Annotated in this window: 20 protein-coding genes and 1 pseudogene; 3 read left to right on the top strand and 18 right to left on the bottom strand. The window is 62.6% G+C overall.

All coding sequences use genetic code 11. The annotated features are described in order from the left end of the window. The 13 genes and pseudogenes from GGQ66_RS09650 to GGQ66_RS09590 all read right to left on the bottom strand — a co-directional run. A pseudogene (locus GGQ66_RS09650) lies at positions 1-188 on the bottom strand (electron transfer flavoprotein subunit beta/FixA family protein); the annotation flags it as partial. Between the two features lie 15 nt (positions 189-203). Then, positions 204-1406 carry a 3-oxoadipyl-CoA thiolase gene (gene pcaF / locus GGQ66_RS09645; protein ID WP_183791855.1) on the bottom strand — a complete coding sequence of 401 codons (1203 nt, stop codon included), beginning with the start codon at positions 1404-1406 and terminating at the stop codon, positions 204-206. After that, entirely contained in the window at positions 1403-3460 is a 2058-nt protein-coding gene (locus tag GGQ66_RS09640) for a 3-hydroxyacyl-CoA dehydrogenase NAD-binding domain-containing protein (RefSeq protein ID WP_183791853.1), read from the bottom strand. Before GGQ66_RS09640 ends, pcaF begins: the two co-directional genes overlap by 4 nt. Before the next feature lie 18 nt (positions 3461-3478). Further along, positions 3479-4252, bottom strand: coding sequence for an SDR family NAD(P)-dependent oxidoreductase (locus GGQ66_RS09635; RefSeq protein WP_183791850.1), 774 nt, complete (start codon positions 4250-4252; stop codon positions 3479-3481). After that, positions 4249-5904, bottom strand: a complete 1656-nt coding sequence (locus tag GGQ66_RS09630) for a cyclohexanecarboxylate-CoA ligase (RefSeq protein ID WP_183791848.1) — start codon at positions 5902-5904, stop codon at positions 4249-4251. The genes GGQ66_RS09635 and GGQ66_RS09630 overlap by 4 nt, the downstream gene beginning before the upstream one ends. A 25-nt stretch (positions 5905-5929) precedes the next feature. Beyond that, the gene (gene aliB / locus GGQ66_RS09625) at positions 5930-7090 is read right to left on the bottom strand and encodes a cyclohexanecarboxyl-CoA dehydrogenase (RefSeq protein ID WP_183791846.1); all 1161 of its coding nucleotides are present in this window, start codon (positions 7088-7090) and stop codon (positions 5930-5932) included. A gap of 15 nt (positions 7091-7105) precedes the next feature. Further along, complete coding sequence (locus GGQ66_RS09620) at positions 7106-7822, bottom strand: ABC transporter ATP-binding protein (protein WP_183791844.1); 717 nt, start codon at positions 7820-7822, stop codon at positions 7106-7108. After that, a complete protein-coding gene (locus GGQ66_RS09615) occupies positions 7822-8568 on the bottom strand; it encodes an ABC transporter ATP-binding protein (RefSeq protein ID WP_183791898.1) in 747 nt (248 codons plus the stop codon). Before GGQ66_RS09615 ends, GGQ66_RS09620 begins: the two co-directional genes overlap by 1 nt. Then, the gene (locus GGQ66_RS09610; RefSeq protein WP_183791842.1) at positions 8568-9551 is read right to left on the bottom strand and encodes a branched-chain amino acid ABC transporter permease; all 984 of its coding nucleotides are present in this window, start codon (positions 9549-9551) and stop codon (positions 8568-8570) included. Before GGQ66_RS09610 ends, GGQ66_RS09615 begins: the two co-directional genes overlap by 1 nt. Continuing rightward, the gene (locus GGQ66_RS09605) at positions 9548-10420 is read right to left on the bottom strand and encodes a branched-chain amino acid ABC transporter permease (protein ID WP_183791840.1); all 873 of its coding nucleotides are present in this window, start codon (positions 10418-10420) and stop codon (positions 9548-9550) included. The genes GGQ66_RS09610 and GGQ66_RS09605 overlap by 4 nt, the downstream gene beginning before the upstream one ends. A gap of 86 nt (positions 10421-10506) precedes the next feature. Then, positions 10507-11736 carry an ABC transporter substrate-binding protein gene (locus tag GGQ66_RS09600; RefSeq protein WP_183791838.1) on the bottom strand — a complete coding sequence of 410 codons (1230 nt, stop codon included), beginning with the start codon at positions 11734-11736 and terminating at the stop codon, positions 10507-10509. Between the two features lie 105 nt (positions 11737-11841). Continuing rightward, the gene (badI, locus tag GGQ66_RS09595) at positions 11842-12624 is read right to left on the bottom strand and encodes a 2-ketocyclohexanecarboxyl-CoA hydrolase (RefSeq protein ID WP_183791837.1); all 783 of its coding nucleotides are present in this window, start codon (positions 12622-12624) and stop codon (positions 11842-11844) included. 12 nt (positions 12625-12636) lie between these two features. Beyond that, a complete protein-coding gene (locus GGQ66_RS09590; protein WP_183791835.1) occupies positions 12637-13407 on the bottom strand; it encodes an SDR family NAD(P)-dependent oxidoreductase in 771 nt (256 codons plus the stop codon). A 131-nt stretch (positions 13408-13538) separates the two neighbouring features. Between GGQ66_RS09590 and GGQ66_RS09585 the strand changes: the two genes are divergently transcribed. Next, positions 13539-14132: a MarR family winged helix-turn-helix transcriptional regulator gene (locus GGQ66_RS09585; RefSeq protein ID WP_370686322.1), complete on the top strand. Its 594-nt coding sequence runs from the start codon at positions 13539-13541 to the stop codon at positions 14130-14132. An 80-nt stretch (positions 14133-14212) separates the two neighbouring features. Here GGQ66_RS09585 and GGQ66_RS09580 read toward each other — a convergent pair whose 3' ends face one another. Continuing rightward, on the bottom strand, positions 14213-15799 hold the full coding sequence (locus tag GGQ66_RS09580) for a hydantoinase B/oxoprolinase family protein (protein WP_183791831.1): 1587 nt from the start codon (positions 15797-15799) through the stop codon (positions 14213-14215). Then, positions 15796-17889 carry a hydantoinase/oxoprolinase family protein gene (locus tag GGQ66_RS09575; protein ID WP_183791829.1) on the bottom strand — a complete coding sequence of 698 codons (2094 nt, stop codon included), beginning with the start codon at positions 17887-17889 and terminating at the stop codon, positions 15796-15798. Before GGQ66_RS09575 ends, GGQ66_RS09580 begins: the two co-directional genes overlap by 4 nt. 168 nt (positions 17890-18057) lie before the next feature. Here GGQ66_RS09575 and GGQ66_RS09570 point away from each other — a divergent pair, with 168 nt between their 5' ends. Then, positions 18058-18732: a TetR/AcrR family transcriptional regulator gene (locus GGQ66_RS09570; protein WP_183791828.1), complete on the top strand. Its 675-nt coding sequence runs from the start codon at positions 18058-18060 to the stop codon at positions 18730-18732. Here the strand turns inward: GGQ66_RS09570 and GGQ66_RS09565 are convergent. From GGQ66_RS09565 to GGQ66_RS09555, 3 genes are all read right to left on the bottom strand, one after another. Continuing rightward, positions 18705-19469, bottom strand: coding sequence for an IclR family transcriptional regulator (locus tag GGQ66_RS09565; protein ID WP_183791826.1), 765 nt, complete (start codon positions 19467-19469; stop codon positions 18705-18707). The genes GGQ66_RS09570 and GGQ66_RS09565 overlap by 28 nt on opposite strands. Positions 19470-19621: 152 nt before the next feature. After that, entirely contained in the window at positions 19622-21271 is a 1650-nt protein-coding gene (locus GGQ66_RS09560) for a hydantoinase B/oxoprolinase family protein (RefSeq protein WP_183791824.1), read from the bottom strand. Further along, positions 21271-23322, bottom strand: coding sequence for a hydantoinase/oxoprolinase family protein (locus GGQ66_RS09555; protein WP_183791822.1), 2052 nt, complete (start codon positions 23320-23322; stop codon positions 21271-21273). Before GGQ66_RS09555 ends, GGQ66_RS09560 begins: the two co-directional genes overlap by 1 nt. Before the next feature lie 479 nt (positions 23323-23801). Between GGQ66_RS09555 and GGQ66_RS09550 the strand changes: the two genes are divergently transcribed. After that, entirely contained in the window at positions 23802-25331 is a 1530-nt protein-coding gene (locus GGQ66_RS09550; RefSeq protein WP_183791820.1) for an ABC transporter substrate-binding protein, read from the top strand. The last annotated feature ends 28 nt before the right edge of the window (positions 25332-25359 follow it).

Here is a 25359-nt window from a genome sequence, read left to right as displayed (position 1 = left end):
ATCGACACCGCAACCACTTCCGCCGCCTTGCCCGCTTCCTTCAAACGCAGCGCCTCTTCCACCGCAATCTCGTCAAACGGGTTCATCGACATCTTAACATTCGCCAACTCAACGCCACTGCCATCCGTCTTCACACGGATCTTAACGTTGTAGTCGGCCACGCGTTTGACCGGAACCAATATCCTCATCTCGTTCTCCTCAGTTCAGACGCGTTCAAGCAGAAGGGCTGCGCCCTGCCCGACGCCGATGCACATGGTGGCAAGGCCGTAGCGACCCTTGCCTCGCGAAAGTTCCAGCGCCGCCGAACCGGCGATGCGCGCGCCGCTCATGCCGAGCGGATGGCCGAGCGCGATGGCCCCGCCGTTCGGATTGACGCGCGGATCGTCGTCGGCCAGCCCTAGACCGCGCAAAACGGCCAGCGATTGCGCGGCAAAGGCCTCGTTAAGCTCGATGACCGACACTGCATCAAGGTCGACACCTGACAGCGCAACCAGCTTTTTGACCGCCGGCACCGGGCCGACACCCATGACACGCGGGGCGACGCCGGATGCCGCGCCGGCAACGATGCGGGCAAGCGGGGTCAATCCGTATTGCTTCACCGCCTTTTCCGTGGCGACGATGAGTGCAGCGGCCCCGTCATTGACGCCCGATGCATTGCCCGCCGTCACCGAACCATCGGGCCGGGTGATTGGCCGCAGCTTCGCCAATTCCGCGGCGCTCGTTTCGCGCGGGTGTTCGTCTTTCCCGACAGTGGCGCTCGCGCCGCGCGCCGCCGGCACCGTAACCGGCACGATTTCCAATCCGAGGCGACCGCTTTCCTGTGCGGCAAGCGCCTTCCTCTGCGAGGCCAGCGCGAAATCGTCCTGATCGGCACGGGAAATGTCCAGTTCATCGGCCAGGTTCTGCGCTGTTTCTGGCATCGAATCCGTACCGTATTGCGCCTTCATCTTCGGGTTCACGAAGCGCCAGCCGATGGTGGTGTCATGGATTTCGGCGGTACGGGCGAAAGCCGTCGCCGCCTTCGGCATGACGAATGGCGCGCGGGTCATGCTTTCCACGCCACCGGCCACGGCCAACTGGATATCCCCTGCCCGGACGGCACGGGCTGCGGCTGCAACCGCCTCCAGACCCGAACCGCAAAGCCGGTTGACGGTGACGCCCGGCACCGCCTCGGGATAACCGGCCAGCAGCAGCGCCATGCGCGCCACATTGCGGTTATCCTCGCCGGCCTGATTGGCGCAGCCGAGCCACACTTCGTCGATAGCGGCGGGATCGAGCCCCGGATTGCGGGCAAGAAGGGCCGTGAGGGGCACGGCGGCGAGGTCATCGGCCCGCATGGCGGACAACGCGCCGCCATAACGGCCAATGGGAGTGCGGACATAATCGCAGAGATAGGCTTCAGTCATTTCATTCTCCCGGAAAGCTCTTCGAGGGTCTTGCCCTCGCTGATGGCGCGGCGAAGCAGGTCCGGCACACGCCAGGACACAGGATCGGCGGCGGCGAGGGTCTCGATACGGCTCAGGAAACCAGACAACCCAAGCCGCTCGGCGTAGTGCATCGGCCCGCCGCGCCAGCGCGGAAAGGCATAGCCATGCACCATGGTCAGATCGATGTCGGCGGGGGTCTCGGCGATGCCTTCCTCGAGAATGCGAACGCCCTCCTCGACCATGGCCGTGACCGCCCGCTCGACGATTTCCGCATCCGTAAACGCGCGGCGCACCAGCCCCGCCCGGTCGGATTCCTCTATGACGATGCGCTCGATCACAGAGGACGGCGTCACCTTGCCGTCGGCATAATCATACCAGCCGCAGCCGGTCTTGCGACCCAGACGCCCGGTTTCATCAACGATACGGTCGGCGATCGGCACATAGCGGATATCGGGCCGCGTCTTCCACTTCAGTCGCTTGCGGTTCGCATAGGCGATATCGAGGCCGGAAAGGTCCTGCACCTCGTAAGGCCCCATGGCCATGCCGAAGCCGCGCATGGCGGCATCCACCTGCCAGGGCATCGCCCCCTCCAGCAACATGAGATCGGTCGTCTGGCGATAGCGGGTGAGAATGCGGTTGCCGATGAAGCCATCGCATACGCCGGCAAGCACAGGGATTTTCTTCAACCGCGCGCTAAGTTTCAGCGCCGTGGCCATGGTCGCTTCCGACGTGTTTTTCGCCCGCACGACTTCCAGCAGTTTCATGACATGGGCGGGGCTGAAAAAATGCAGGCCAAGCACGCGCGATGGATTGCGGACGCCTTCCATCACCGCGTTGACGTCGAGATAGGAGGTGTTGGTGGCGAGGATCGCCGTGTCCGGCAAGGCAGCGTCGAGACGGGCGAAAATGGCACGCTTCACCGTCATGTCCTCGAAGGCTGCCTCGATGGCGATCTCGGCGCGCGGCAGCGCGTCATAGCCCACATGAAAGGCCAGGCGCACGGCCTGTTCGTTGGCGGCGGCTTCGGCGGTTATCTTGCCGCGCTTCACCGCTTCGTCGTAGAGACCCGCGACATTGGTACGGGCTTTTTCGAGGGCTGCGAGGCTGACTTCGACCAGCGCTACGTGGATGCCGGCCCCGGCCAGCGCATAGGCGATGGAAGCGCCCATCGTGCCGCCGCCCACCACCACAGCACGGGAAATCTCCTGCCCACCCGCCTTTCCGCGCGCCATGGCCGCGCGCTCGGCAAAGAAGATATGGCGCAGCGCTGCTGCCTGATCGGACGTCTTGAGATCGAGAAAGGTCAGCCGTTCCTGCGCCAGCCCTTCACCGAGCGGCAGGATCACGGAAGCCGCGACAAGATCGATGGCCCTTTGCGGCGCGATCTGGCCGGGAGCGCGGCGGCGGGCGGCAGCGCGGGCCGCCTCCACCGCCGCATCGTCCGCTGCCGGGTTCGGCAGGGCTCCCGTCGCGTGGCGCGGCGGCAGGGCGAACGAAAGCGCCACGGCCACCGGATCGTGCGCCAGCACATCCACAATCCCCATTTTCTCGGCTTCCGCCGCGCCGATCACCCGCCCCTCGGCAATCAGCGAGAGCGCCGGCTGAAGTCCGATGAGGCGGGGCAGACGCTGCGTGCCGCCGGCACCGGGCACGACGCCCAGCGTCACCTCCGGCAGGCCGAGCGTGGCCGTGGTCGCGGCAATGCGGGCATGGCAGCCAAGCGCCAGTTCCAGCCCACCGCCAAGCGCCGCACCGTTGATGGCGGCAACAACCGGCACGGGAAAGCTTTCGATCCGCGCGACGATATCCGGCAGATGCGGCGGCACGGGCGGCGCGTTGAATTCGCGCGCATCGGCCCCGGCGACGAAGGTCTTGCCAGCCCCGGTCAGCACCACGCGGGAAACGCCGGCGGCTTCAGCCTTGTCGAGAGCAGCGGCAAGGGCCGCACGCACTGCCTGCGAGGTAACGTTGACGGGCGGGTTGTCGATGGTCAGCAGGGCGGCGCCTGTCCGGATTTCGAAGGTAACGCTCATGGCTTGGGCCTGTTCGTTTCAAAGATGCGGGTGAATGCCACCGGACACGGCGAGGATTTCGCCTGTCACGAAGCGGCTCGTCTCCAGGGCGAAGAAGGCGACGGCATCGGCAATCTCGACGGGTTCGGCCATGCGGCGGTTGAAGGCCGCAGCCACCAGCTTGTCGCCCTCCTCCTTCGGCATGGTCTCTGTCACCGAGGTCCGCGTCAGGCCGGGCGCGACTGCGTTCACCGTCACCGCCGGGGCAAATTCCGCCGCAAGGCTGCGGGTCATCGAGGCAACGGCAGCCTTGGCGGCGGCATAGTCCACCTGCCCTGGCTCGGCCCCGAAAACGATGGAGGATAGGTTGATGATCCGTCCCTCGCCCCGCTCCAGCATGCCAGGCGCGAAGGCCTGCACCAGATGAAAATTGCCAAGAAGGTTGATGTCGAAGGTCGCCTTCCACTGAGCCTCGTTCATTTCGAGAAAGGGCGTGTAAAGCTGGCGAGAGCGAATGCCGCCGACCACATTGACGAGGATGTCCGCCCCGCCGAGCGTGTCGAACACCGTGCCGGCGAAGGCTTTCGCCTCCGCCGCAACGGTCACGTCGCCGCGCAACGCCACGATCCGCACCTCGGGATGGGCGGCCGACAGCGCATCCGCCGTGGCGGCAAGGCGCGTACCGGAAATATCCGTCAGCGCCAGCCCTTCAAGCCCTTCGGCCAGAAGACGTTCGGCGATGGCGCGCCCCATCGGCCCGCCCGCACCGGTGACAACGGCGCGGCGGCCTGCCAGTCGTGTCGGCTTCGTCATGACGCCCTGGCCTCGAACTCCGCCTTCAGCAGATTGCGCAGCGCGAATTTCTGGATCTTGCCCGAGGCCGTTGCCGGCAGCTTGTCGCGAATTTCCAGCCGTTCCGGGAAATATTGCTGGGCCAGATGCAGTTCCTTCAGGAAGCGCGTCATTTCCGCGAAATCGAAGCTCTTGTCCGGGCGCGGAACGACGAAGGCGCAGGCCCGCTCTCCCAGACGCTCGTCCGGATAGCCGACGATCGCCACCTGCTGGATGGCCGGATGCTTGTAGAGCAGCGACTCCACCTCGATCACCGGGATATTTTCCGCCCCGCGAATGATGATGTCCTTGGAGCGACCGCAGATGCGGATATAGCCGCGATCATCCATGCGGGCGATGTCGCCCGTGTCGAACCAGCCTTCGGCATCCGTATTGTTCCATTCCGGACGGCGAAGATAGCCGACGAAGTTCGAGCAACCACGCACATAAAGTTCGCCCTCATGGCCAACCGGCACCGGCTTGCCATCCGTTCCCCGGATCTGCAGCTCCATGCCCGGCAGTACGAAACCGTCGGTGTTGATCGAGCGTTCCGGATCGTCCTCCGGGGCGACTACGGTCACCGCGCCATTTTCCGTCATGCCCCAGGCCGAAATGATCCGGGTGCCGAGAACCTTGCCGGCGCGCTCAACCAGCGAACCGGGAATGGCGGTGCCGGCGCAGAGAAAGATTTTCAGCGAGGACGAATCCGTGCCGAGTTCCTCCACCGCATTGGTGAGGTCCATGAGGAACGGCGTGGAGGCCATGGTGAAGCTGATCTTTTCCTCGGCAATCAGCTTCGCGGCCAGCGTCTTGTCCCACACGTCCATCAGGATCATGCGCGCGCCAAGCTGCACCGGCAAAAGCAGGCCGTACATGAAGCCGGTCTGGTGTGCCATGGGCGAGGCCATCAGAAGCTGCGTGTCGGCAGAAAGATGCAGCCGCTCACCATAGGGCACGAGGTTGGAATACATGGTGTTGGCCGTGTGCATCACGCCCTTCGGCTCGCCCGTGGTGCCGGAGGTGTAGATGAGCTGGCACACATCGTTGCCATCACCGCGATGCTCGGTGGTCAGGCGTTCGATATCCGGTTCATCCGCGAAAGAGGGATCGAGCAGCAGGCGCTCGAAGTCGTTCTCCGTGCCCGAGCCCATGACGATGACGTGCTTCAGGTCCGGCAATTGCGGGCGCATACCGTCCGCCATCGCCTCGTGGTCGAAGTTGCGGAACAGCTTCGGCACCACCAGCGCCTTGGCCTCACCATGCTTCAGCATGAACAAAAGCTCATGCTCGCGGAAGATCGGCATGACCGGGTTGAAGACGACGCCGAGCTTGCGGCAGGCGAGATAGAGAACCACGAATTCCCAGCCATTCGGAAGCTGGGACGAAAGCACATCGTCCTTGCCAAGTCCCAGCCGGTGCAGGCCAACGGCGGCGAGGTCGGAGAGCCGGTCGAGTTCGCGATAGGTGAAGTTGCGGCAGGCGCCATCCGCCACCGTATAGGCCGAAAGCGTGATGCGATCGGGATTGGCGGCCAGCTTTTCCTCGAAATAGTCGAGCAGCGTCATGCCGCGCCAGTGGCCTTCGGCCTCCATCCGCGCGCGGCGCGGTTCCATCAGGATAGCATCGAATTTCATGGGGTTCCTCCTCCCGTATTCACAATCAGCCGGCAACGGCTGCACGTCCAGCCCGCTCGCGGGCGATGATGTTCTTCATGATGTTGGCCGTGCCATCGCCGATCTGCAGGCCCAGCACATCGCGGAGGCGCTGTTCGAAAGGCAGTTCGTTCGAATAGCCGGCGTGACCGTGAACGAGCAGGCAGGCGTGGATCGTTTCGTAGGCGAGAAGCGGCGGCCACCATTTGGTCATGGCCGCTTCCGCCGTGTGCGGCAGGCCCTGATCCTTCAGCCACAAGGCGTTGTAGGAGAGAAGCCGGGCAGCCTCCACCTTGGTATCGAAGGCCGCAAGCTGGTGGGTGATGCCCTGGAAGGCGGCCAGTGGTTTGCCGAACGCCTTGCGTTCACCGATATAGGCCCAGGTCTCGTCAAGGCTCTGGCGGGCGGTGCCAATGCACTGGAGACCGATCAGCGAGCGCGAAAAGTCGAAGCCCTGCATCACCTGAACAAAGCCCTTGCCTTCCTCGCCCAGCAGGTTTTCCGCCGGCACGCGCACGTTGTCGAAGAAGATGGAGCCGCGGCCGATGGCGTGCTGACCGATATCGGTGAAGCGCGTGGTGGAAATCCCGGGCGTATCCATCGGCACGAAGATCGCCGAAATGCCGCGCGCCTTTTCCTCCACCGTGCCGGTGCGGGCGAAAACCACCGCGCCCGCCGCCTGGTCGGCCATGGAAATCGAGGTCTTCTCGCCGTTGATGACGTAATGGTCGCCATCGCGCTCCATCTTCAGGCCGAGATTGGCGGCATCGGAACCACCGCGCGGTTCTGTAAGCGCGATGCAGACGACCTCTTCGCCGGAAATGATCTTCGGCAGCCAGTGACGGCGCAACTCCTCATTGGCGAAATTGGCGATGATCTGGCCGTTGAGAGAAGCAAGGATGTTGATGTAGCCGACGTTGAAATCCGCGCGGCCGACTTCCTCGATGATGACACCGGAATAGATGCTGCCCGCACCGAGCCCGCCATATTCCTCCGGCAGCTCCGGGGCGATCAGGCCGAGCGATCCCATTTCGCGCAGCAGGTCCTTTTCGAAAGTACCGGCCTTTTCCCGTGCCTGATAGCGCGGCGCAAGCTTTTCCGTCGCGAACTTGCGCGCCATGTCGCGCAGTGCGGAGAGTTCTTCGGTGTCGAAAATCGTAGCGGTCATGTGTCCTCCCGGTCCTTAGCTGACCATCAGATATTTGCGGGCGATCTCCGGGTCGGCGTAGAAGCCGTCCACGGTACCGTTCCAGACTGTCATGCCACGGTCGACCACGTAGACGCGGTCGGCACAGCGGCGGATCGTGTTGAGCGCCTGCTCGGAAATCACCATCGACACGCCTTCCCGCTTCAGCGCGGCAATGGCGGTGACAACTTCCTCGGCGATCTTCGGGGCAAGCCCCTCATGCGGCTCATCGAGCAGCAGAAGCTTCGGGCAGGTGATGAGCGAGCGGGCAATCGAAAGCATCTGCTGTTCGCCGCCACTCATGACGCCCGCCTTGCGGTGGCGGTAATCGTAAAGCTGCGGGAAGAGTTCGAAGACCTGCTCGACGTTCCAGTTGCGCCGGTCGCCGGCGGAAACCGGACGCGGCACGCGCAGGTTTTCCAGCACCGAAAGCGAGGCAAAGACGCGGCGGTCTTCCGGCACGTAGCCAACACCGCGGCGCACGACCTCATAGGGGCGAAGACCGGCCAGCGACGCACCGTCAAAGACGACCTCGCCACCCGTCACGGTGATCTGGTCGCGCACGATGGATTTCATCGTCGATGACTTGCCGACACCGTTTCGCCCGATGAGGCAGACGACCTCGCCCGTCTCGACCGTGAGATCGATGCCATGCAGCGCCTCGGCCTTGCCATAGGAGGCATGGAGATTGGAAATGGAAAGCATCGCCGTCATCAGTGATGGCCTCCGAGATAGATGGCCTGCACCTCTTCATTGGCGGCGATCTCCGCCGGCGTGCCAACCACCAGCACCGCACCGCGCGCCATGACGGTGACGCGCTGGGCGATCTTCATCACCACGTCGATGTCGTGTTCCACGAAAAGCAGTGTCTTGCCGGTTTCCTCCATGCGGGTCGCCACCATTTCCATGAGGTAGTGACGCTCCTTGATGCTCATGCCCGCCGTCGGCTCATCGAGCAGCAGCAGTTCCGGATCGCCGGCGAGCGCCATGCCGAATTCCAGCCGTTTGCGATCGCCGAGCGACAGATCGGCAACCCGGGCGGCGGCCCGGTCATCCAGTTTGACCGTTTCCAGAAGCCCGAAGGCCTTTTCGAGATTGTCGCGATAAAGTCCCCGCGACAGGCTCGTCCAGCGGCCGGATGCGATCACCACGGCCGCCATGATGTTTTCCATCACGGTCATCTGCAGGAAGGCGCGGCTGATCTGGAAGGTGCGGCCAATGCCCTTTTTCGCGAGGCTTGCGGGTGTCAGCGCCGTAATGTCCTCTCCCCGGAAGATCATCTTGCCCTCGACGCCCGGAAGCTGACCGGCCACACAGGCGATGAAGGTGGATTTGCCGGCACCGTTCGGGCCAATCAGCGCATGGCGTTCGCCCCTCGGCAGATCGAAGGTTACGTCCTTCAACGCCAGGAACGCGCCGTAACGCTTGCGGATATTGCGGGCGGAAAGAATGGGGTCCATCAGCGGCCTCCCTTACGGTCGAGGCCCAGGCGGGCGATGAGGCCGGCAAAGCCCTTCGGAGCGGTCAGAACGATCACGAGCAGGATGAGGCCGAGCACCAGTTCCCATTCATGCACCAGCGAGGGTACGAAAGCCCCGAGCAGCTTGTAGATGATCGCCCCCCAGATGCCGCCGGCAAAGCTGTTCAGACCGCCAAGCACGACCATGATGAGACTGTCGAGCGTCAGGCCGAGGCCGGCGTAATCCGGGAAGGCCGAACCGTGCAGCACGGCATAGAGCATGCCGGCAATGCCCGCGAAGAAGGCGGCGATGACGAAGGCCGTCAACTGCACGCGGCGCACCGTCAGCCCCAGTGCTTCCGCGCGAAACCGGTCCTGACCGGCGGCGCGGATGGACAGGCCGAGCGGTGAACGCACGATCCACCACAGCGCAAACAGCGAGAGGGTGACGACCGCCAGCGTCAGGCTGGCGAAATTCTGCCCCGAAAGGCCGAAGCGCGGCGCCATGAAGCCCGTGATGCCGGTATCGCCGCCGGTGAAATCATACCACTGGAACAGCACGGTATAGGTGATCTGTGCGCAGGCAAGCGTCAGCATGGCGAAGTAGATTTCAGTCAGTCGGACGCAAAGCGCGCCGAACAGGAGGCCGCCGAGAGCCGCAACGAGCGGCCCGAGGAGGACGGCGGCCTCCAGCGGCAGCCCCGCCTTGGTGACGGCCAGCGTGAACCCGTAGGCACCCAGCCCGAAATAGGCGGAATGGCCGAAGGACACCATGTGGCCGAAGCTCATGAGAAGATTGAGCGACGAGGCGAAGAGCGCGAAAATGATGATCTCGGTCAGAAGCGTCGTGGTGCTGGCGCCCGTCGTGCGGTTTATGACTTCTGCCAGGATGAGCGCCGGAATGACCAGCTTCCAGTTGATATCGATGCCCGAAAGCGACGACCAGCGACGCGAGAGTTCGGTGGGATGAGCAGGCGCGTTCATCGGGCCGATCCTCCCTGACGACCGAGCGAACGGCCGATCAGAACCGCAGCCATGATGAGAAAGATCAGCACCATCGAGAGCCGCGGGAAATACATGACGCCCATGGCCTTGGTGATACCGACGACCAGTGCGCCGGCCAGCGCGCCATAGAGATTGCCGAGCCCGCCGATGACGCAGACGATGAAGGCCGAGACTATGACGGTGGTATCGAGCAGGTGATTGACCTCGCCATAGGGCGCGGACAGCCCGCCCGCGAGCCCCGCAAGGAACGCGCCGGCAGCAAAGACGGCGGTGAAGATCATCCGCTCGTTGATGCCAAGCAGCGCCGCCATGCCGCGATCATCGGTGCCGGCCCGGAGCAGGATGCCGGCGCGGGTGAAATAGATGACCCAGATCATCGCCAGCACGATCACGAGACCGGCGGCAAAGACGACGATGGGAAAGAGCGGGAAATAGTTTTCGCCGATGACGATGGCGCCTGCCAGCGCATCCGGCATGGGCACCGTGATGCTGTTCGGGCCCCAGATCATGCGCACCACATCCCGCACGATCAGAACGAGCGCGATGGTCACGATAAGCTGCATCAGTCCATCGGCGCCATAGATGCGGCGCAGCGCCGTGACTTCGAACAGCACGCCGATCAGCGACACGATCGCGGCACCGACGATGACAGAGGCGAAGAAGCCCCACAGCGTGCCGGGCGCGAGGATCTGCACGAGTTCATAGGTCAGGAATGCGCCGAGCATGTAGAGTGAGCCGTGCGCGAAATTGATGATGCGGGATACGCCGAAAATGAGTGTCAGGCCGGATGCGATCAGGAAAAGCGTCATGCCTTCCATGAGCCCGTTGACGAACTGGATCAGAACCATTGCGAATATCTCCAGGCTGGAAACCCGGCGGATCAGCCCGCCGGGCCAGTCTTGCGGCAACGCCGGAAGGCGTTGCCGGGGCCGCCTTACTTCTTGGCCGCCTTGCGAGCAGCAGCGATGGCGTCTTCGGAAACCATCAGCGCCTCGCCCGGGAATTTCTCGATCTCGGTCAGGATCGGAAAGTCGTATTCCGGCACCTTCGTCGCCTTGCCGACATAGGACGGCGCGTTCATCTGGCCATCGAAGGCACGGACCTTGAGGCCCTTGCCGCGCAGACCGTCATAGGAGATCTCGCTGATCGCCTTGATGATGGCATCCGGAGCAACGGATTTCGCATGTTCGGCGGCTGCGGCGTAGAACATCAACCCGTCATAGCCATTGATCGACCAGTCCGTCGGATATTCCTTGTAGGCGGCGCGATACTTCTCGATGAAGGCCTTCACTTCCGGCGTCTGCTCCAGCGCGAAGAAGGGGGCGCGGGCAATCCCGTAGACATTCGAGGCCGGCATGGCCGAACCCATGGATTGCAGCGTATCCACCGTCATCAACGTAACGAGATTGGTGCGCTGGAAGAAGCCGAAGCCCTGCCCCTGCTTGATGAGGCTACCCAGACTGCCGCCAAAGAGGGCCGCGAAAACGGCGTCCGGCTTGGTGTTCAGCGCGGTGGTGATGTACGGCGCCATCGCCGTTTCGCCGACCTTCGGGAAGATCGGATCGATGATCGTCACATCGGGACGCAGCTTCTTCAACCGCTCCGAAAAGGCCGCAACCGAGGTGTGTCCCCATTCATAATCGGAGCCCATGGTCGCAATGGTCTTCCACTCGGCCTTCTTCGCCACATATTCGGCGGCGGCATAGGCCTCCATCGTAGCATTGGCCTGCGCCTGCCAGAAATAGGGCTGATAAAGCTCGATATTGGCGCGCTGGGTGGAGCCGATGGTGGCGTAGAACGGCACCTTCAGTTCACCCGAGACAGCGGATTCCGCCAGCATGACCGCCGACGAGCAGACACCCGTCAGCACGTCGATCTTTTCATCGACAATCAGTTCGCGCGCAACCTTCGCGCCTTCGTCTGGCTTGGTCTGACTGTCGCGAATGACGAGTTCCACCTTGCGACCGAGAATGCCGCCCTTGGCATTCAGTTCGTCGACGCCGATCTTGACGGCGTTCAACTCGTCCTCGGTCAGCGCCGCGCAGGCGCCGGTGAGGTCGCCGGCAAAGCCGATCTTGACCGGTGCGTCAGCGGCGACGGCGTGACCGCCGGCAAGCATGGCCATTGCGAGAGCGGCAAGGCCGCCCTTTTTCAAATCAAGCATAGTCTCCTCCCTGAGTTGCTTGAAACCCGGAGTTTCGCCTTCTCCCAAAAGCGAAAACTCCCCTCCTCCCGGTGAAGGCGCCAAGCGCCTTCACCAAACTCGCCTTTACTTCTGGTATTTGCGGAACTCCGGCTTCCTCTTCTCCTTGAAAGCCCGACCGCCTTCCTTGCTCTCTTCCGTGTCGTAGTAGAGCGAAAGCGCATACATCCCCATGCCGGCGATGCCGCGGATGTTTTCGCTATCCATGTTGAAGGAACGCTTGGCGATGGCGATGGCGGTCGGTGATTTCTCCAGGATCTCCGCACACCACTTCTCCACCTCGGCATCGAGCTGGTCGTTTGGCACCACCGCATTGACGAGGCCCATGGCAAGCGCTTCCGCCGCCGAATATTTGCGGCACATGTACCAGATCTCGCGCGCCTTCTTCTCCCCGACGATGCGGGCGAGGAAGGCGGTGCCGAACCCCGGGTCGACCGAACCGACCTTGGGTCCGACCTGACCGAACACGGCCTTTTCACCGGCAATGGTGAAATCGCAGATCGTGGCAAGCACGTTGCCGCCACCGATGGCGAACCCCTGAACCTTGGCGATCACCGGCTTCGGCACATCGCGGATGATCGAGTGCAGATCCTCCATCGGCAGGCCGATGGTACCCCGTCCGTCATACTGGCCTTCATGGGCGGACTGGTCGCCGCCCGTGCAGAAGGCCTTGTCGCCCGCGCCGGACAGAACGATGACGCCGACCGACTTGTCCCAGCCTGCCTTGTTGAAGGCATGGATCAGCTCTTCGCAGGTCTTGCCGCGAAAGGCGTTGTACTTGTCGGGCCGGTTGATGGTGATGTGGGCCCCCCCCTCCTTCACCTCGTACAGAATATCTTCGTAAGACATGACCGCTTCTCCTTAACCGTGCATCGTCAGACCGCCGGACACGGAAATGACCTGTCCGGTGATGAAGGCCGCATCATCGCTGGCAAAGAACAGGATCGCGCCCGGCAGATCGTCGGGACGCCCCATGCGGCCCAGCGGCACGGCCTTGGTAAAGGCGGAGCGCAGCTTTTCCTTGTCGCCCGCCGCTTCCATGAAGCTTTCGAGCATGGCGGTTTCCGTTACGCCGGGGCAGACCACATTGAAGGTGATGCCGTTGCGGGCATGTTCGCGCGCCAGCGTTTTCGAGAAGGCGATGATGCCGGCCTTACAGGCCGCATAGACCGCTTCACCCGAAGAGCCAACGCGGGCCGCGTCAGAGCCAATGGAGACGATCCGCCCCTGATGACCGCGAGCCACCATCGACGCCAGCACCGGCTTGGTGATATTCAGCACCGAGCGCAGGTTGATATCGATCAGCTTCGACCAGAAATCCGGCTCGGATTTCAGGAAGGGCGTGAAGATATCCCAGCCTGCATTATTGACGAGAATGTCGATGGGGCCGAACGAGGCCTCGATCTCGGCCACGGCCTTGCCGGTGGCCGCGTAGTCGATCAGGTCGGCGGTCATGGCGACCGCATCCCCGCCTGCGGCCTTGATGGCATCAACCACCGCACCGGCAGCCTTTGCATTGATATCGGAAACGACGAGCCGCGCACCCTCCTCGGCAAAACGCTGGCAGGTTGCGGCGCCAATGCCACCACCGCCGCCGGTTACAACAACTACTTTACCTTTTAATCCCTTCACGGGCGTCCTCCGCCTGTTTGATCCCAATGGGAGACCGTTCGCGGAAGAGGCCTTTTCCGGCCAACTCCACGGTCCTCCTGCAAATTCGATGCAGCCTCCCTGCTTCAAATTCATATCGGCAGCAATTTTTTATGTCAATATATTTACGTATTAATCCTCAAAGGTCTGGCTTGACCAATCTTCCGCGTCAAGCGAAACTGCAAAACATGACCCAGGAGAGCGAAGAAGCACGACTCATGATGGCGGCGTTGAGCAACAGGCTCTTCTTTCGCCTGTATCAATGCGCAAACATGTTGCATAAAACCGGCACACGCGCGCTGGACAAGCACCGCGTCACGACGCAGCAATGGGCTGTACTCGGTGCACTGTCGCGCCCGGCTTTCGAAAAGGGCGTGGCGGTGGGCGATCTCGCCGCCTTCCTTCTGGTCAGCCGGCAAAATCTTGCAGGACTGCTATCGCGCCTCGAAGCGCAGGGGCTCGTGGAAAAAGCCGTAGACGCCAACGACAACCGTTCACGCCTCATTCGGCTGACGGAAACCGGCAAGGCGCTCTGGCAGGTAGACATGCAGCCGGCTATTGCCGCCTATTATGCGGACGCACTGCAGGGCTTCTCGACGGATGACCGCATCCACCTCATCCATTACCTCGACAAGATGCTGAAGAACTTCAAGGCCATCGATCCGGACGCTGGCGACGAGGCGGCGGACAAGGCCGCCGCGGAGTAATCGCGGCTGGAGCGTCCGCTTGTGGAAGCGGCGGTGATCGCCGGGCAGATGACGATGCCCGGCGATGGGAGTGACAAACCTCAGGAATTGACCGGAGCTTTTTTCCAGCCGCCGCCACCCGGCGTTTCAACGACAATCGTCTCGCCCGGCCCGATGGTGAGCGAAACCTTGCCGCCAACCGTTTCAGCATGTCCCGACCGGTCGATCCGGGTATTCTGCCCGACGGCACCGTCGGCCCCGCCGTGCAGACCATAGGGACCGGTTACCCGCCGGTCGGACTGCAGAGAAACGCGGGCCTCATGGTCGATGGCCTTCAGCGCGCGGATCAGGCCTTCGCCTCCGGCGTGAAGACCCTGCCCGCCGGAACCCTCTCGCAGTTCATAGCGCTCCACCCTCAGCGGGTAGCTGATTTCCAGCGCCTCAACCGGCGTGTTCAGCGTGTTCGACATATTGGCGTGCACGCCATGCATGCCCGGCCCATAGGGCCTACCGCCCTGCCCGCCGCCAATTGTCTCGATATAGGTATAGGGTCGCCCCGTGCGCGGATCGCGTCCACCGATCCCGATGAGGTTCATGGTTCCCTGGCTGGCAGCGGCGATCCGTTCCGGTGCGATCTTTGCGAAGGCGCGCAAGACCGTGTCAGCCACCCGCTGCGTCGTCTCGGTATTGCCGGCGCAGACGGCAGCCGGCGGCTGGGCATCCAGGAACGATCCCTTGGGAATGCGGATCTCGACAGGACGCATGACGCCGGCATTCGGCGGAAGCGTCGCATCCGTCAGGATCTTGATAGCGTAGAAGACGGCGGAATGGGTCATGGGCGCAACGGCATTGACATTGCCGCGCCGCTGCGGCGCCGTGCCTTCGAAATCGAAGACCAGCCTGTCCGGCGTCACATCGACGGCCACCTTCACCAACACCTTTTCCGCGCTGGAGCCATCATCGTCCAGCCAGTCTTCCGCCTCGTAGCGACCGGGCGGCAATTCTGCCAGGCGCTTGCGCATGCGCCGTTCGGAATAGTCGAGGATGGCCGACAGCCCCTCCCGCAATCCGTCAGCGTCAAAGCGCTCCGCCAGCTCCCGAAGGCGGGTTTCGCCAATCTTGAGGGCCGCAAGCTGGGCATTGAGATCGCCGCGGCGCTCTTCCGGCGTGCGAACATTGGCAAGCACGAGCCGCATGATGCCATCCTGCTCCACGCCACCGGCATGCAGCAACACGGGCGGGATGATAAGCCCTTCCTGAAACACTTCGCGTGAAGCACCGGGCATCGAGCCCGGCTCCATACCGCCCACATCGGAATGGTGCGCGCGGCTTGCGACATGGGCGATGAGTTGCCCTTCGGCGAAGACGGGCGCAATGAGCGTGACATCCGGCAGATGCGCCCCGGCCACGAAGGGATCGTTGACGATGACGACATCGCCTTCCTTCAGCGGCGGCAATTTCGAAAGCGTCGGACCAACGGCCTTCAGCATGGAACCGAGATGCACCGGCACATGCTCGGCCTGCGCCACGAGCGCCGCATCGGCATCGAAGATGGCGCAGGAAGCGTCCATGCGCTCCTTGATGTTGGGCGAGAATGCAGTGCATTTCAGCACCACCCCCATTTCCTGGGCGGTCGCCTCCAGCGCATTGCGCAGCACTTCAAGACGGATGGGATCGAACATGCTCATTCTGCCACCTCAACGATCAGGCTGCCGGACTTATCGACCGTCATGCGGTCCCCGGGATAAAGGACGGTGGTCGAGGACACTTCCTCGACAATGGCCGGACCGGCGATGATATTGCCGGCCTTCAACAAGTCACGGTCATAGACCGTGGCCGTATGGAAGGCGCCGCGCGCGCCTGTGTCGCCAGGCTCGTAATAAACGGCGCGTTCACCGATGATGGCACCGGCGTCAGGCGCCGCCTCACCCGCTTCGAGTTCGGGCAAAACGGGCGTTTCAATGCGGCCGATACCGGTCACGCCGAACCCGGCGATCTCGATGGGCGCGGCCTCGTCGGCATGGCCGAAACGGGCGCGATGGGCGGCATGAAAACGTGCGGGAAGATCGCCCCACCAGCCGGGAATGGCGGGGTCAATGGCAACCGGCAGCTCGAAGGACTGGCCCTGATAGCGCATGTCGATCCGCACCTCCATTTCGCGACGGACAGGTGGCACGCCGTCATGCGCCAGATGCGCGTCGGCGCGGGACGTCAACCGGGCGATACGGGCAGACGCTTCCGCCTCGCTCATCTGTGCATGGGCCGCGATATGCGTTTCCACGAAGTCATGGCGCAAATCGGAGATAAGCTGGCCAAGCGCGCAGAGAATGCCGGGCGTGGGCGGTACCATCACACGCGGCATTCGAAGGTCCCTCGCCACGGGGCTGCCATGCATCGGCCCCGCGCCACCGAAGGGCACCAGCGCGAAATCACGCGGATCATAGCCGCGTTCAACCGAAACGACGCGGATACCGCGCACGATATTGGCATGGGCCACGCGGAGAATGCCGGCCGCCGCCTCGTAGACATCGAGGCCGAGCGGCTTCGCGATGTGGTCTTCGATGGATTTGCGCGCCCCGTCGAGATCAAGCGTCATCGTGCCGCCGAGGCGCGACTGCGGCGAGAAGCGGCCGAGCACGAGATTGGCGTCCGTAACCGTGGGAAGCGTACCGCCGCGTCGATAGCAGACCGGACCGGGCACAGCCTCCGCACTCATTGGTCCTGCGCGCAGCGCGCCGCCGTCATCGATCCAGGCGATGGAGCCGCCACCGGCGCCGATGGCGTTGATATCGATTACCGGCAGCCGGATCGGCACCGTCTCCAGGCTGGCGGAGCGTGTAATCTCCGGGCGGCCGGCGCGAATAAGGCTGATATCCGTCGATGTGCCACCGATGTCCATGGTAATGATATCGGCAATGCCGGCGAGCGCCGCGACATGGGCACTGGCGACCACCCCGCCCGCCGGGCCGGACAGAACGGTATGAACCGGCTTGAGACGTGCGCTTTCTAGGCTCATCAGACCACCGGCCGCATCCATCACCATCACCGGCTTTTCGGCGGAAAGGCCAAGCCCCTCCTCCGCATCCTGCAACATGCCGGACAGCGAACTCAAATAGCGGTCCATCACCGGCCGCAGATAGGCATTGAGCACTGCGGTGGAGCCGCGCTCATACTCGCGAAACTCGGCATTGACCTCGATCGAGGCGGAGATTGCCACACCCGGCAGCATTCCCGCCAACAGGTCGCGGGCGCGCAGTTCGTGGGCGGGATTGGCATAGGAATGCAGGAACAGGATGGCGACCGCCTCGATGCCGGCCGCCTTCATCGCCTCACCTGCCGCCTGCACATCCGCTTCATCGAGCGGCTCAAGCACTTCGCCGGTCGGCAGGATGCGGCCACGCGCCGTAAAGCAGAGATCGCGCGGCACCAAGGGTTCAGGTTTCACCTTCGTCAGGTCAAACAGTGTCGGGCGGTTCTGACGACCGATTTCCAGGAGATCGCGAAAGCCGTGATTGGTCAGAAAGGCAGTCTTCGCCCCGTTGCGCTGGATCACCGCATTGGTCGCCGTCGTCATGCCGTGGCCGATATAGGCCACATCCGCGCCCGTCGCGCCCTGAAGGCCAAGCGCCTTCCCAAGCCCCTCAACTGTGCCCATGGCCCGGTTCACCGGCGTTGTCGAAACCTTGGAGACGGTGATCCGCCGGGTTTCCTCGTCATAGGCGATGCTGTCGGTAAAGGTTCCGCCGACGTCGGAAGCGACACGAATGCGCGGTGCCATGTTTAATCCTTGTGTAACGGTAACGTTGACGTTACAAAATCAGAAGCGCCTGTCACTGTAAAGAGGCTGGGCCGCGTCGCCCGCTGAAAAATGCAACATTGCGTTCAGGACACGGGCAAGGACAGCCGGCCGCGATAATGCTATGGACCTCGCGCGGGGAGGACACGAATGACGGACGACATGAACGCTTCAAGCCAGGAAACGGCATTGCCGCGCTCCCATGCGGAGCGCACGTCGCGCACACGCCGGGCGATCCTTGTCGCCGCCGCATCCGAATTCGTGGCGCACGGTCTCGAAGGCGCCAATATAGAGGCGATCGCGACGAGCGCCGGCGTTAACAAGGCGCTCGTCTACCGTCACTTCTCCCGCAAGGAAGTGCTTTTCCGCCATGTGCTGGAAGATGCCTACCGGACGATGCGCGACGCCGAGGAAAAGCTTCAAATGCCCGACGACCCCGTCGCCGCGCTGGATCGCCTGACGGCGTTCACCTTTGACTACTACACCGAGAATCCCGGCTTTCTGACGCTGGTCGGCATCGAAAACCTGCATGGCGGGGACAATATAAGGGATTCGGACCCCGATGCGGTCCATGCCGGCAACATCGCACGCATGGTGGCCGGCATTCTGGAGCGTGGTGCCAACGCCGGCCTTTTCCGGTCGGGCATCGACCCGGTGGAACTCTGGCTGTCCATTTCCGGCCTGTGCTGGGCCACAGTCTCGACCGTCCATACGATCCGCTTCAACTTCGGCCGCGACCTTCTGGACCGGCAGGAACGTGCCGTGCGCCTTGCTCACATACAGGAAATGATCCGGCGCTATACCCTGCGGCCAGACCACTTGTAGGGAAGTGCCTGCGTCATCAGGGTGAGGCCGCGCTTGGCCTCCTCATCCGAAACGCTGTCGGCAAGCGCCAGAAGCGAAACGGCCGTTTCGCCGTAGCGATTGTCGCCCGGAGCAGGCGCAAGGCAAAGCGTCCACACCTCATAGCCCGCCGCCTTGCGACGGCCGATCACATGCCCTTTTTCCAGAAACATCTCGATTTCCGCGCGGATCGTATCCGGCTCGATCTGCCATTGCTCGTAATGGGGAGCGTTGATTTCCATGATGCGCTCGCGCGATTCCGGGTCGAGACGCGCCATCATGCAGACGCCGGCATGGCCAACACCGAGCGGCAGACGGCCACCAACACCCGAAAGCAGGGGTTGAACCGGTGAGGCGCCGAGTTGGAAATCGAGGCAGACGGATTCGAAACCGGATCGCGCCATCAGAAAGCTTGAAATGCCGGTGCCGGCAGTGATCGAGATCAGTGCGGGGCGAAACAGATCAACAAGATCGCCGATGCCCGGCATGCGCTGGGCGAGCGCATAGATGGCGCTGCCGAGCCGGTAGTTACCACGGCGGCCGCTCTGTTCGACGAAGCCGTAATGGGACAGACCGGTCAACGCACGATGAATGGCCGATTTGGCATCGCCCACGCTTTCCGCAATCTCGGCAAGGCTCATGCCGTTTACACCGGCAATGCCGAGCGCAAGGAGAATTTCGGCGCCACGCTCGACATTGCTGGACGACTGTTTGGCCATGCTTCCTCCGATTACCTCAACAAGAGGCGTCGCATAATCCGATTATTGGAACCGAGTTATGCGACGCAACCTTGTCCGTCAATAGGAAACCTGTCATTCGCAGAAAAGAGACCCGATTCCCCGAAGGGAACCGGGCCAGTCCTCGGGGGAAATCAGAGGCCGTAAATGGCCTTGGCGTCTGCGCTCGAAATACGTCCGTCGCGAATATCCGTGGCAACCGCTGCCGGCGCCCGATCGGCAGGCTTGCCATAACCACCGGCGCCGGGCGTCACGATCTCGAGAATATCGCCCTTGAAAATGTCGCCAGCACCGTTCACCAGCCGATCGGGCGCACCGAGCACGGTAAACGAGCCGAGACCGCCTTCAAGACCACCGCCTAAACCCCATGGGCGGGAGATGAAGCGCGAACCGCCAACCGACACCCGGCAATCGGCTTCGGCGCGATAGACGCGGCGCAGGCCCATACCGCCGCGGAATTCTCCCGCACCGCCGGAACCGTCCACCAGTTCGTAGGCAACAAGTGTCAACGGATATTCCGTCTCGAGCGATTCCAGCGGCAGGTTGGAGGTGTTGGTCATGTGCACATGCACGCCATCCAGCCCGTCCTTGTTGTAACGCGCGCCGAACCCGCCGCCGATGGTTTCCAGATAGACCCAGAGACTGCCATCGGCCCGCGTGCCGGAAAAGCTCGCAACCGCCACCGAGCCGTTGCAGGCGGCGGTGACGCGATGCGGCACGACCTGCGCCAGCGCCCCGTGAATGAGATCGACCACGCGTTGGCAGGCGGCAATGCGCCCGTCGACGGCGGCGGGATGGGCGCAATTGAGCAAAGTGCCCTTTTGCGCCGTCACATGGATCGGCCGGGCAAGGCCGGCATTCGGTAGAACAGTCGGGTCCACCACCGTCTTCACCGCGTAATAGACCGTGGAAAGAAGCGCTGTGTAAACGACATTGAGGCCGGCGCGCACCTGCGGCGGGCTGACGAAGTCGAGGTGCATCTCATCACCCTTCACGGTGATCGTCACCGAAAACTCCAGTTGCTCCCGCAGCGATTCCGCGTCGAACAGATCGGAAAAGCGATAGGTGCCATCTGGAATGGAAGCGATGCCGGCGCGCATCTTGCGTTCGGCATAATCCATCAGTTCCCGACCGGCGGCGAGAACCGTTTCGGTCGAATACTTGTCGCAGAGTTCCTTGAGACGCGTCACGCCAAGGCGGTTCGCAGCCATCTGGGCGCGCAGGTCGGACATGCGCTCATGCGGCACCTGGCAGTTCAGCAGGAACAGCTTCTGAATGTCTTCCTGAAGAATGCCCTTGCGATAAAGCCGCACCGGCGGAATGCGCAGACCTTCCTGATAGATATGCGCGTGGCCACGATCGGCGAAGTCGGAGTGGTGGGCGGTGTTGATCGCCCAGGCAATCAGCTTGCCATCGTGAAAGATCGGCTCGGCCAGAACGATATCCGGCAGGTGCGTGCCACCGCCTTCATAGGCATCGTTGCCGATGAAGACATCGCCGGGCGCCAGCGTTTCGGCTCCCACATGCTCGAGAACATAGGGAATGAAGCCGATGAACGAGCCGAGATGCATCGGAATATGCTCGGCCTGGCAGAGCATGGCACCCGTGGCGTCGAACAGCGCGGTCGAGCAGTCGCGGCGTTCCTTGATGTTGGTGGAGTAACTCGCCCGCACCAGTGCCTCGCCCATCTCCTCGACGGTCGAGGCGAAGGCTGAACCGATGACTTCGACGGTGATCGGGTTGAGCGCGGCGGCAGAGCTTTGCGCAAGAGCTGCGTTCGTCATCACTTTTCCTCCACGATGAGGTTGAGATAGGCATCGACCTTCGCGACATAGCCGGGCGGCAGAACCGTGGTCGAATCCATCTGGTCGATGATTGCCGGACCGGCCACGATGTTGCCGGGTTTGAGCAGATCGCGGTTGTAAAGTGTGGCGGACGTAAAGCCGCCTGCTTCCGCCATCCAGACGTCCCGCCTGCCGGAAATCGCGGCGGAGGAATCCTCGCCCTCGATTTCGCGCGCCTTGAAGGCGGCCTTTTCGACCAGACCGCTCGCGACAAGTCGATAGGTGACAAGCTGCACCGGCTCGCCTTCGGCAATGAAGCCATAGAGTTGGCGGTGGGCCTGTTCGAAGCCTTCCTTCACCAGACGGAAGGCTTCTGTCGTGATCGGACCTTCCGGCAGGGCAACGGCGATTTCGTAGTTCTGGCCGGCATAGCGGCAATCGACGGTACGGGTCAGGACGCGGGCCGTCGGCGCGATCTTTTCGCGCTCGAACCAAGCTTCAGCCTGGGTCTCGAGACCGGCATAAAGCGACGCAATGGCTTCCGGGGCCACCTGATCAAGACGATGCAGGACAGTTGCCGAGAAATCCGTACGCAGATCGGTCATCAGCAGGCCGAGGGCGCAGAGAACCCCGGGCGTCTTCGGCACGATGATGCGTTTCATGCCGAGTTCGCGGGCAAGGCGCACCGCATGAACCGGGCCGGCACCGCCGAAGGCAACCAGCGCATAATCGCGAGGATCATGCCCGCGCTGCACGGAGATGACCCGTATGGCCTTGGCCATGTTGGCGGTGACGATGTCAAGAATGCCGTTCGCCGTTTCCAGAACGCCCATGCCAAGCTTGTCGGCCAGCTTTTCGACGGCTTTTACCGAAAGCGAACGGTCGATCTTCATGCGGCCGTTGAGCAGATATTCCGGATTCTGGGTCTGGAGAACGACATTGGCGTCCGTCACTGTCGGCTCGTCATTGCCCAGACCATAGCAGGCCGGGCCGGGATTGGCACCGGCCGACCGCGGGCCGACCTTGAGGTGATTGCCGCTGTCGATATAGGCAATGGAACCGCCGCCGGCACCCACTGTGTGAATATCGAGCATCGGCGCCTTGATAGGATAGCCGTGGACGACGGATTCGGACACGACGCGGCACTGGCCATCGGCCAGAAGCGCTACGTCCGAACTCGTGCCGCCCATATCGAAGGTGATGAGGTTGTTGATGCCGGTCATGCGGCCGACAGCCTGTGCGGCCACGACGCCGGTCGAAGGACCGGAGAGAACCGTGCGCACCGGCATGTCCGCGGCGGCATCGAAACCGATCACCCCGCCATTCGACTGGGTCAGTTGCGGCGCGACCTGAAGACCGAGATCGGCGAGCTTGCCGGAAAGCGCCTTCACATAGCCGCGCATGACCGGACCGAGATAGGCATTGACGACCGTGGTCGACAGACGCTCGAACTCGCGGAATTCCGGCGCGATACGATGTGACAGGGAATGGAAGGCTTCCGGAAATTCTTCCTCAAGAATGCGCGCCGCCACCTTTTCATGGTCCGCATGCATGAAGGAGTACAGGAAGTTCACGGCAACGGCCTTGACGCCTTCGGCCTTCAGGGCACGCACGGCTTCGCGCAGCGCCGCCTCATCCAGCGTCTTTTCGACGGTGCCATCAGCCAGAACGCGCTCTTCGATGCCAAAGCGCAGATGGCGCTCGACCAGAAGCTCAGGCTTGTCGGCCTGCAGGTCATAAAGATCGGGGCGCTTCTGCCGGCCGATCTCCAGAAGGTCACGGAAGCCGCCGGTGGTCAGCAGCCCGGTCTTGACGCCCCGACCCTGGATCAGCGCGTTGGTCGCAACCGTCGTGCCGTGACCGAGATAGGACACTGCGCCAGCGCTGGTACCAACCCGCTCGATTCCGTCGGCCACGCCCTGCGTGATGCCGCGCGAGGGGTCGTCCGGCGTCGAGGAAACCTTCCAGATCACCACTTCACCGGTCTCGTCCTCGAAAAGGCAGACATCGGTAAACGTGCCGCCGGAATCAACGCCAATCCGCCATGCCATGGCAAGCTCCTTCTTCATGGTCCGCTGGGGTGAAGCGCCCGAACTGGCACCCCCCGTTTTCTTGCACGCGCCGCCAGCGTCCGGTCCTGCCTGGAAACCGCTCGCCGATGACGACCGGGATGCCGCCCCGGCTGTTGGTCAAACTGTATGATCGGGTTTTGCCGACTGTCAATTGCAATTCCAATATTACGATCAAAATATAATACATATTCCATTTATCGGATTAAAATGCAAAAATGACCTGACAAACGACAGGGATCGATGTTTTGTTCCATTATTTGGATTTTATAAATTTCATTGGATCAATTAATGGAATTTTTCTTGACACCCCGAAAAAGCTCTCACTATTGTTTTCGAGAACGGCGGGACCGGCAGCGACGGCGCTGACGGCGGGAAGCAATCTTCCCGAGCGATGGCTCAAGCGAGATCGTCCACGCCGGCTGGCATGCATGTATCAACACAAAAATGGGGAACCAGACATGATACTCGACCGCCGTACCCTGCTGAAACTCACTGCCGCTTCAAGCGCCGCCCTTGCCTTCGGCGCCCATGCTTCCTTTGCTCAGGCCCCGGCGGATACGCTGCGTATCGGGCTTTCCACCTATCCGGCGCACCTCAAGCCCTGGGTCAATGTCGGTTATGCCGGCCAGCTCGTCTCCTCGCTCATCAACCGCTATCTCATGACCTACACCACCGAGGGCAAGCTTGTCGGCGAACTGGCCGAAAGCTTCGAGCGCGAGGGAGACAAGGCCTGGGTGGTAAAGCTGAAGGACGCAAAGTTCTCCAACGGCCAGCCGGTCACCGCCGCCGATGTCGAATGGAACATCGAGAAGATCAAGGCTGAGGGTTCGGGTGCCTATACCCGCGACGCCATGCTGGAAGTGGAAAAGGTCGAGATTGTCGACGACCGGACGTTCAAGCTTCTGACGAAGACGCCGAACGCTGCCCTGCCGGCGCTGTTTGCCAATCCCTTCCTGCAGATCATTGCCAAGGGTTCAACGGATACGCAGGATCACGGCGTCGGTGCCGGACCCTTCACGCTCGCCAATGCGGAAAAGGGCGTCGGCCTCGATTTCGAAGCATCGCCGCATTATTTCAAGACCGGCTTCCCGAAGTTCAAGAAGGTCAAGGTCACGGCCTATGCAGACGAAAACCTGCGCGTCGCGGCCATCACTGCCGGCGATGTGGATGTGATCGACTACGTGCCGTGGAGCGCCATGGACCAGATCGGCGCCGATGCCAATCTCGGGCTTGAAACGGTTGCCACCGGCGCCTTCATGTTCCTGTCGTTCAACGGCGCCGGCGCCTTCAAGGATCACCGCCTGCGTCGCGCCGTCGCGCTTTCCATTCGCCGTGAGGAAATCGTCAAGGGTGTGTTCTTCGGCCATGGCGCACCGCTCGAAGGCGTGCCGCGCTCGGCAACGACCCCCTTCTACAATGCCGAACTCGCCAAGGGCCAGACCTATGACCCGGATCGCGCCAAGGCGCTGATCAAGGAAGCCGGTGCGGAAGGCGTAACCGTCAACCTGCTGTCGACAGCACAATACGGCATGCACCGTGATACTGCCGTCATCGTGCAGGGTCATCTGGCCGAGGTCGGCATCAACGTGACCCTCACCATGCCCGACTGGTCGACGCGCGTGACCATGGGCAACAAGGGCCAGGGCGACTTCGCCATTCAGGGGCTTGGCCTCGATACCTTCGATCCCGATGCCGTCAGCGCCCTGATCGACCCGACGCTTTCGCCCACCTTCTTCCGTTCGCGCAATTTCGAAGTGCCCGGCCTCTCCGCCCTGCTCGCCAAGGGCCGCGCGGAATTCGACCTTGAAAAGCGCAAGGCCATCTATGCGGAGGTGGACAAACTGGTGGTGGAATACACCCCGTTCTGCGGCCTGTCCTATCGCGCCACGGGCTTTGCCCGTCTGAAGCGGGTCAACAACTTCAGAATGCTTCCCGACCAGATTTCTCCCTTCTCGGGACGTCTTTTCGACGAACTGTCGCTGTCGTAACATCGGAAACAGCCGGGCGGCCCCTGAT

The organism is Allorhizobium borbori (genome assembly GCF_014196535.1).
Taxonomy (GTDB): Bacteria; Pseudomonadota; Alphaproteobacteria; order Rhizobiales; family Rhizobiaceae; genus Ectorhizobium; species Ectorhizobium borbori.
Note: the sequence above shows the minus strand (reverse complement) of the source record. Positions and strands in the feature narration are given on the sequence as shown.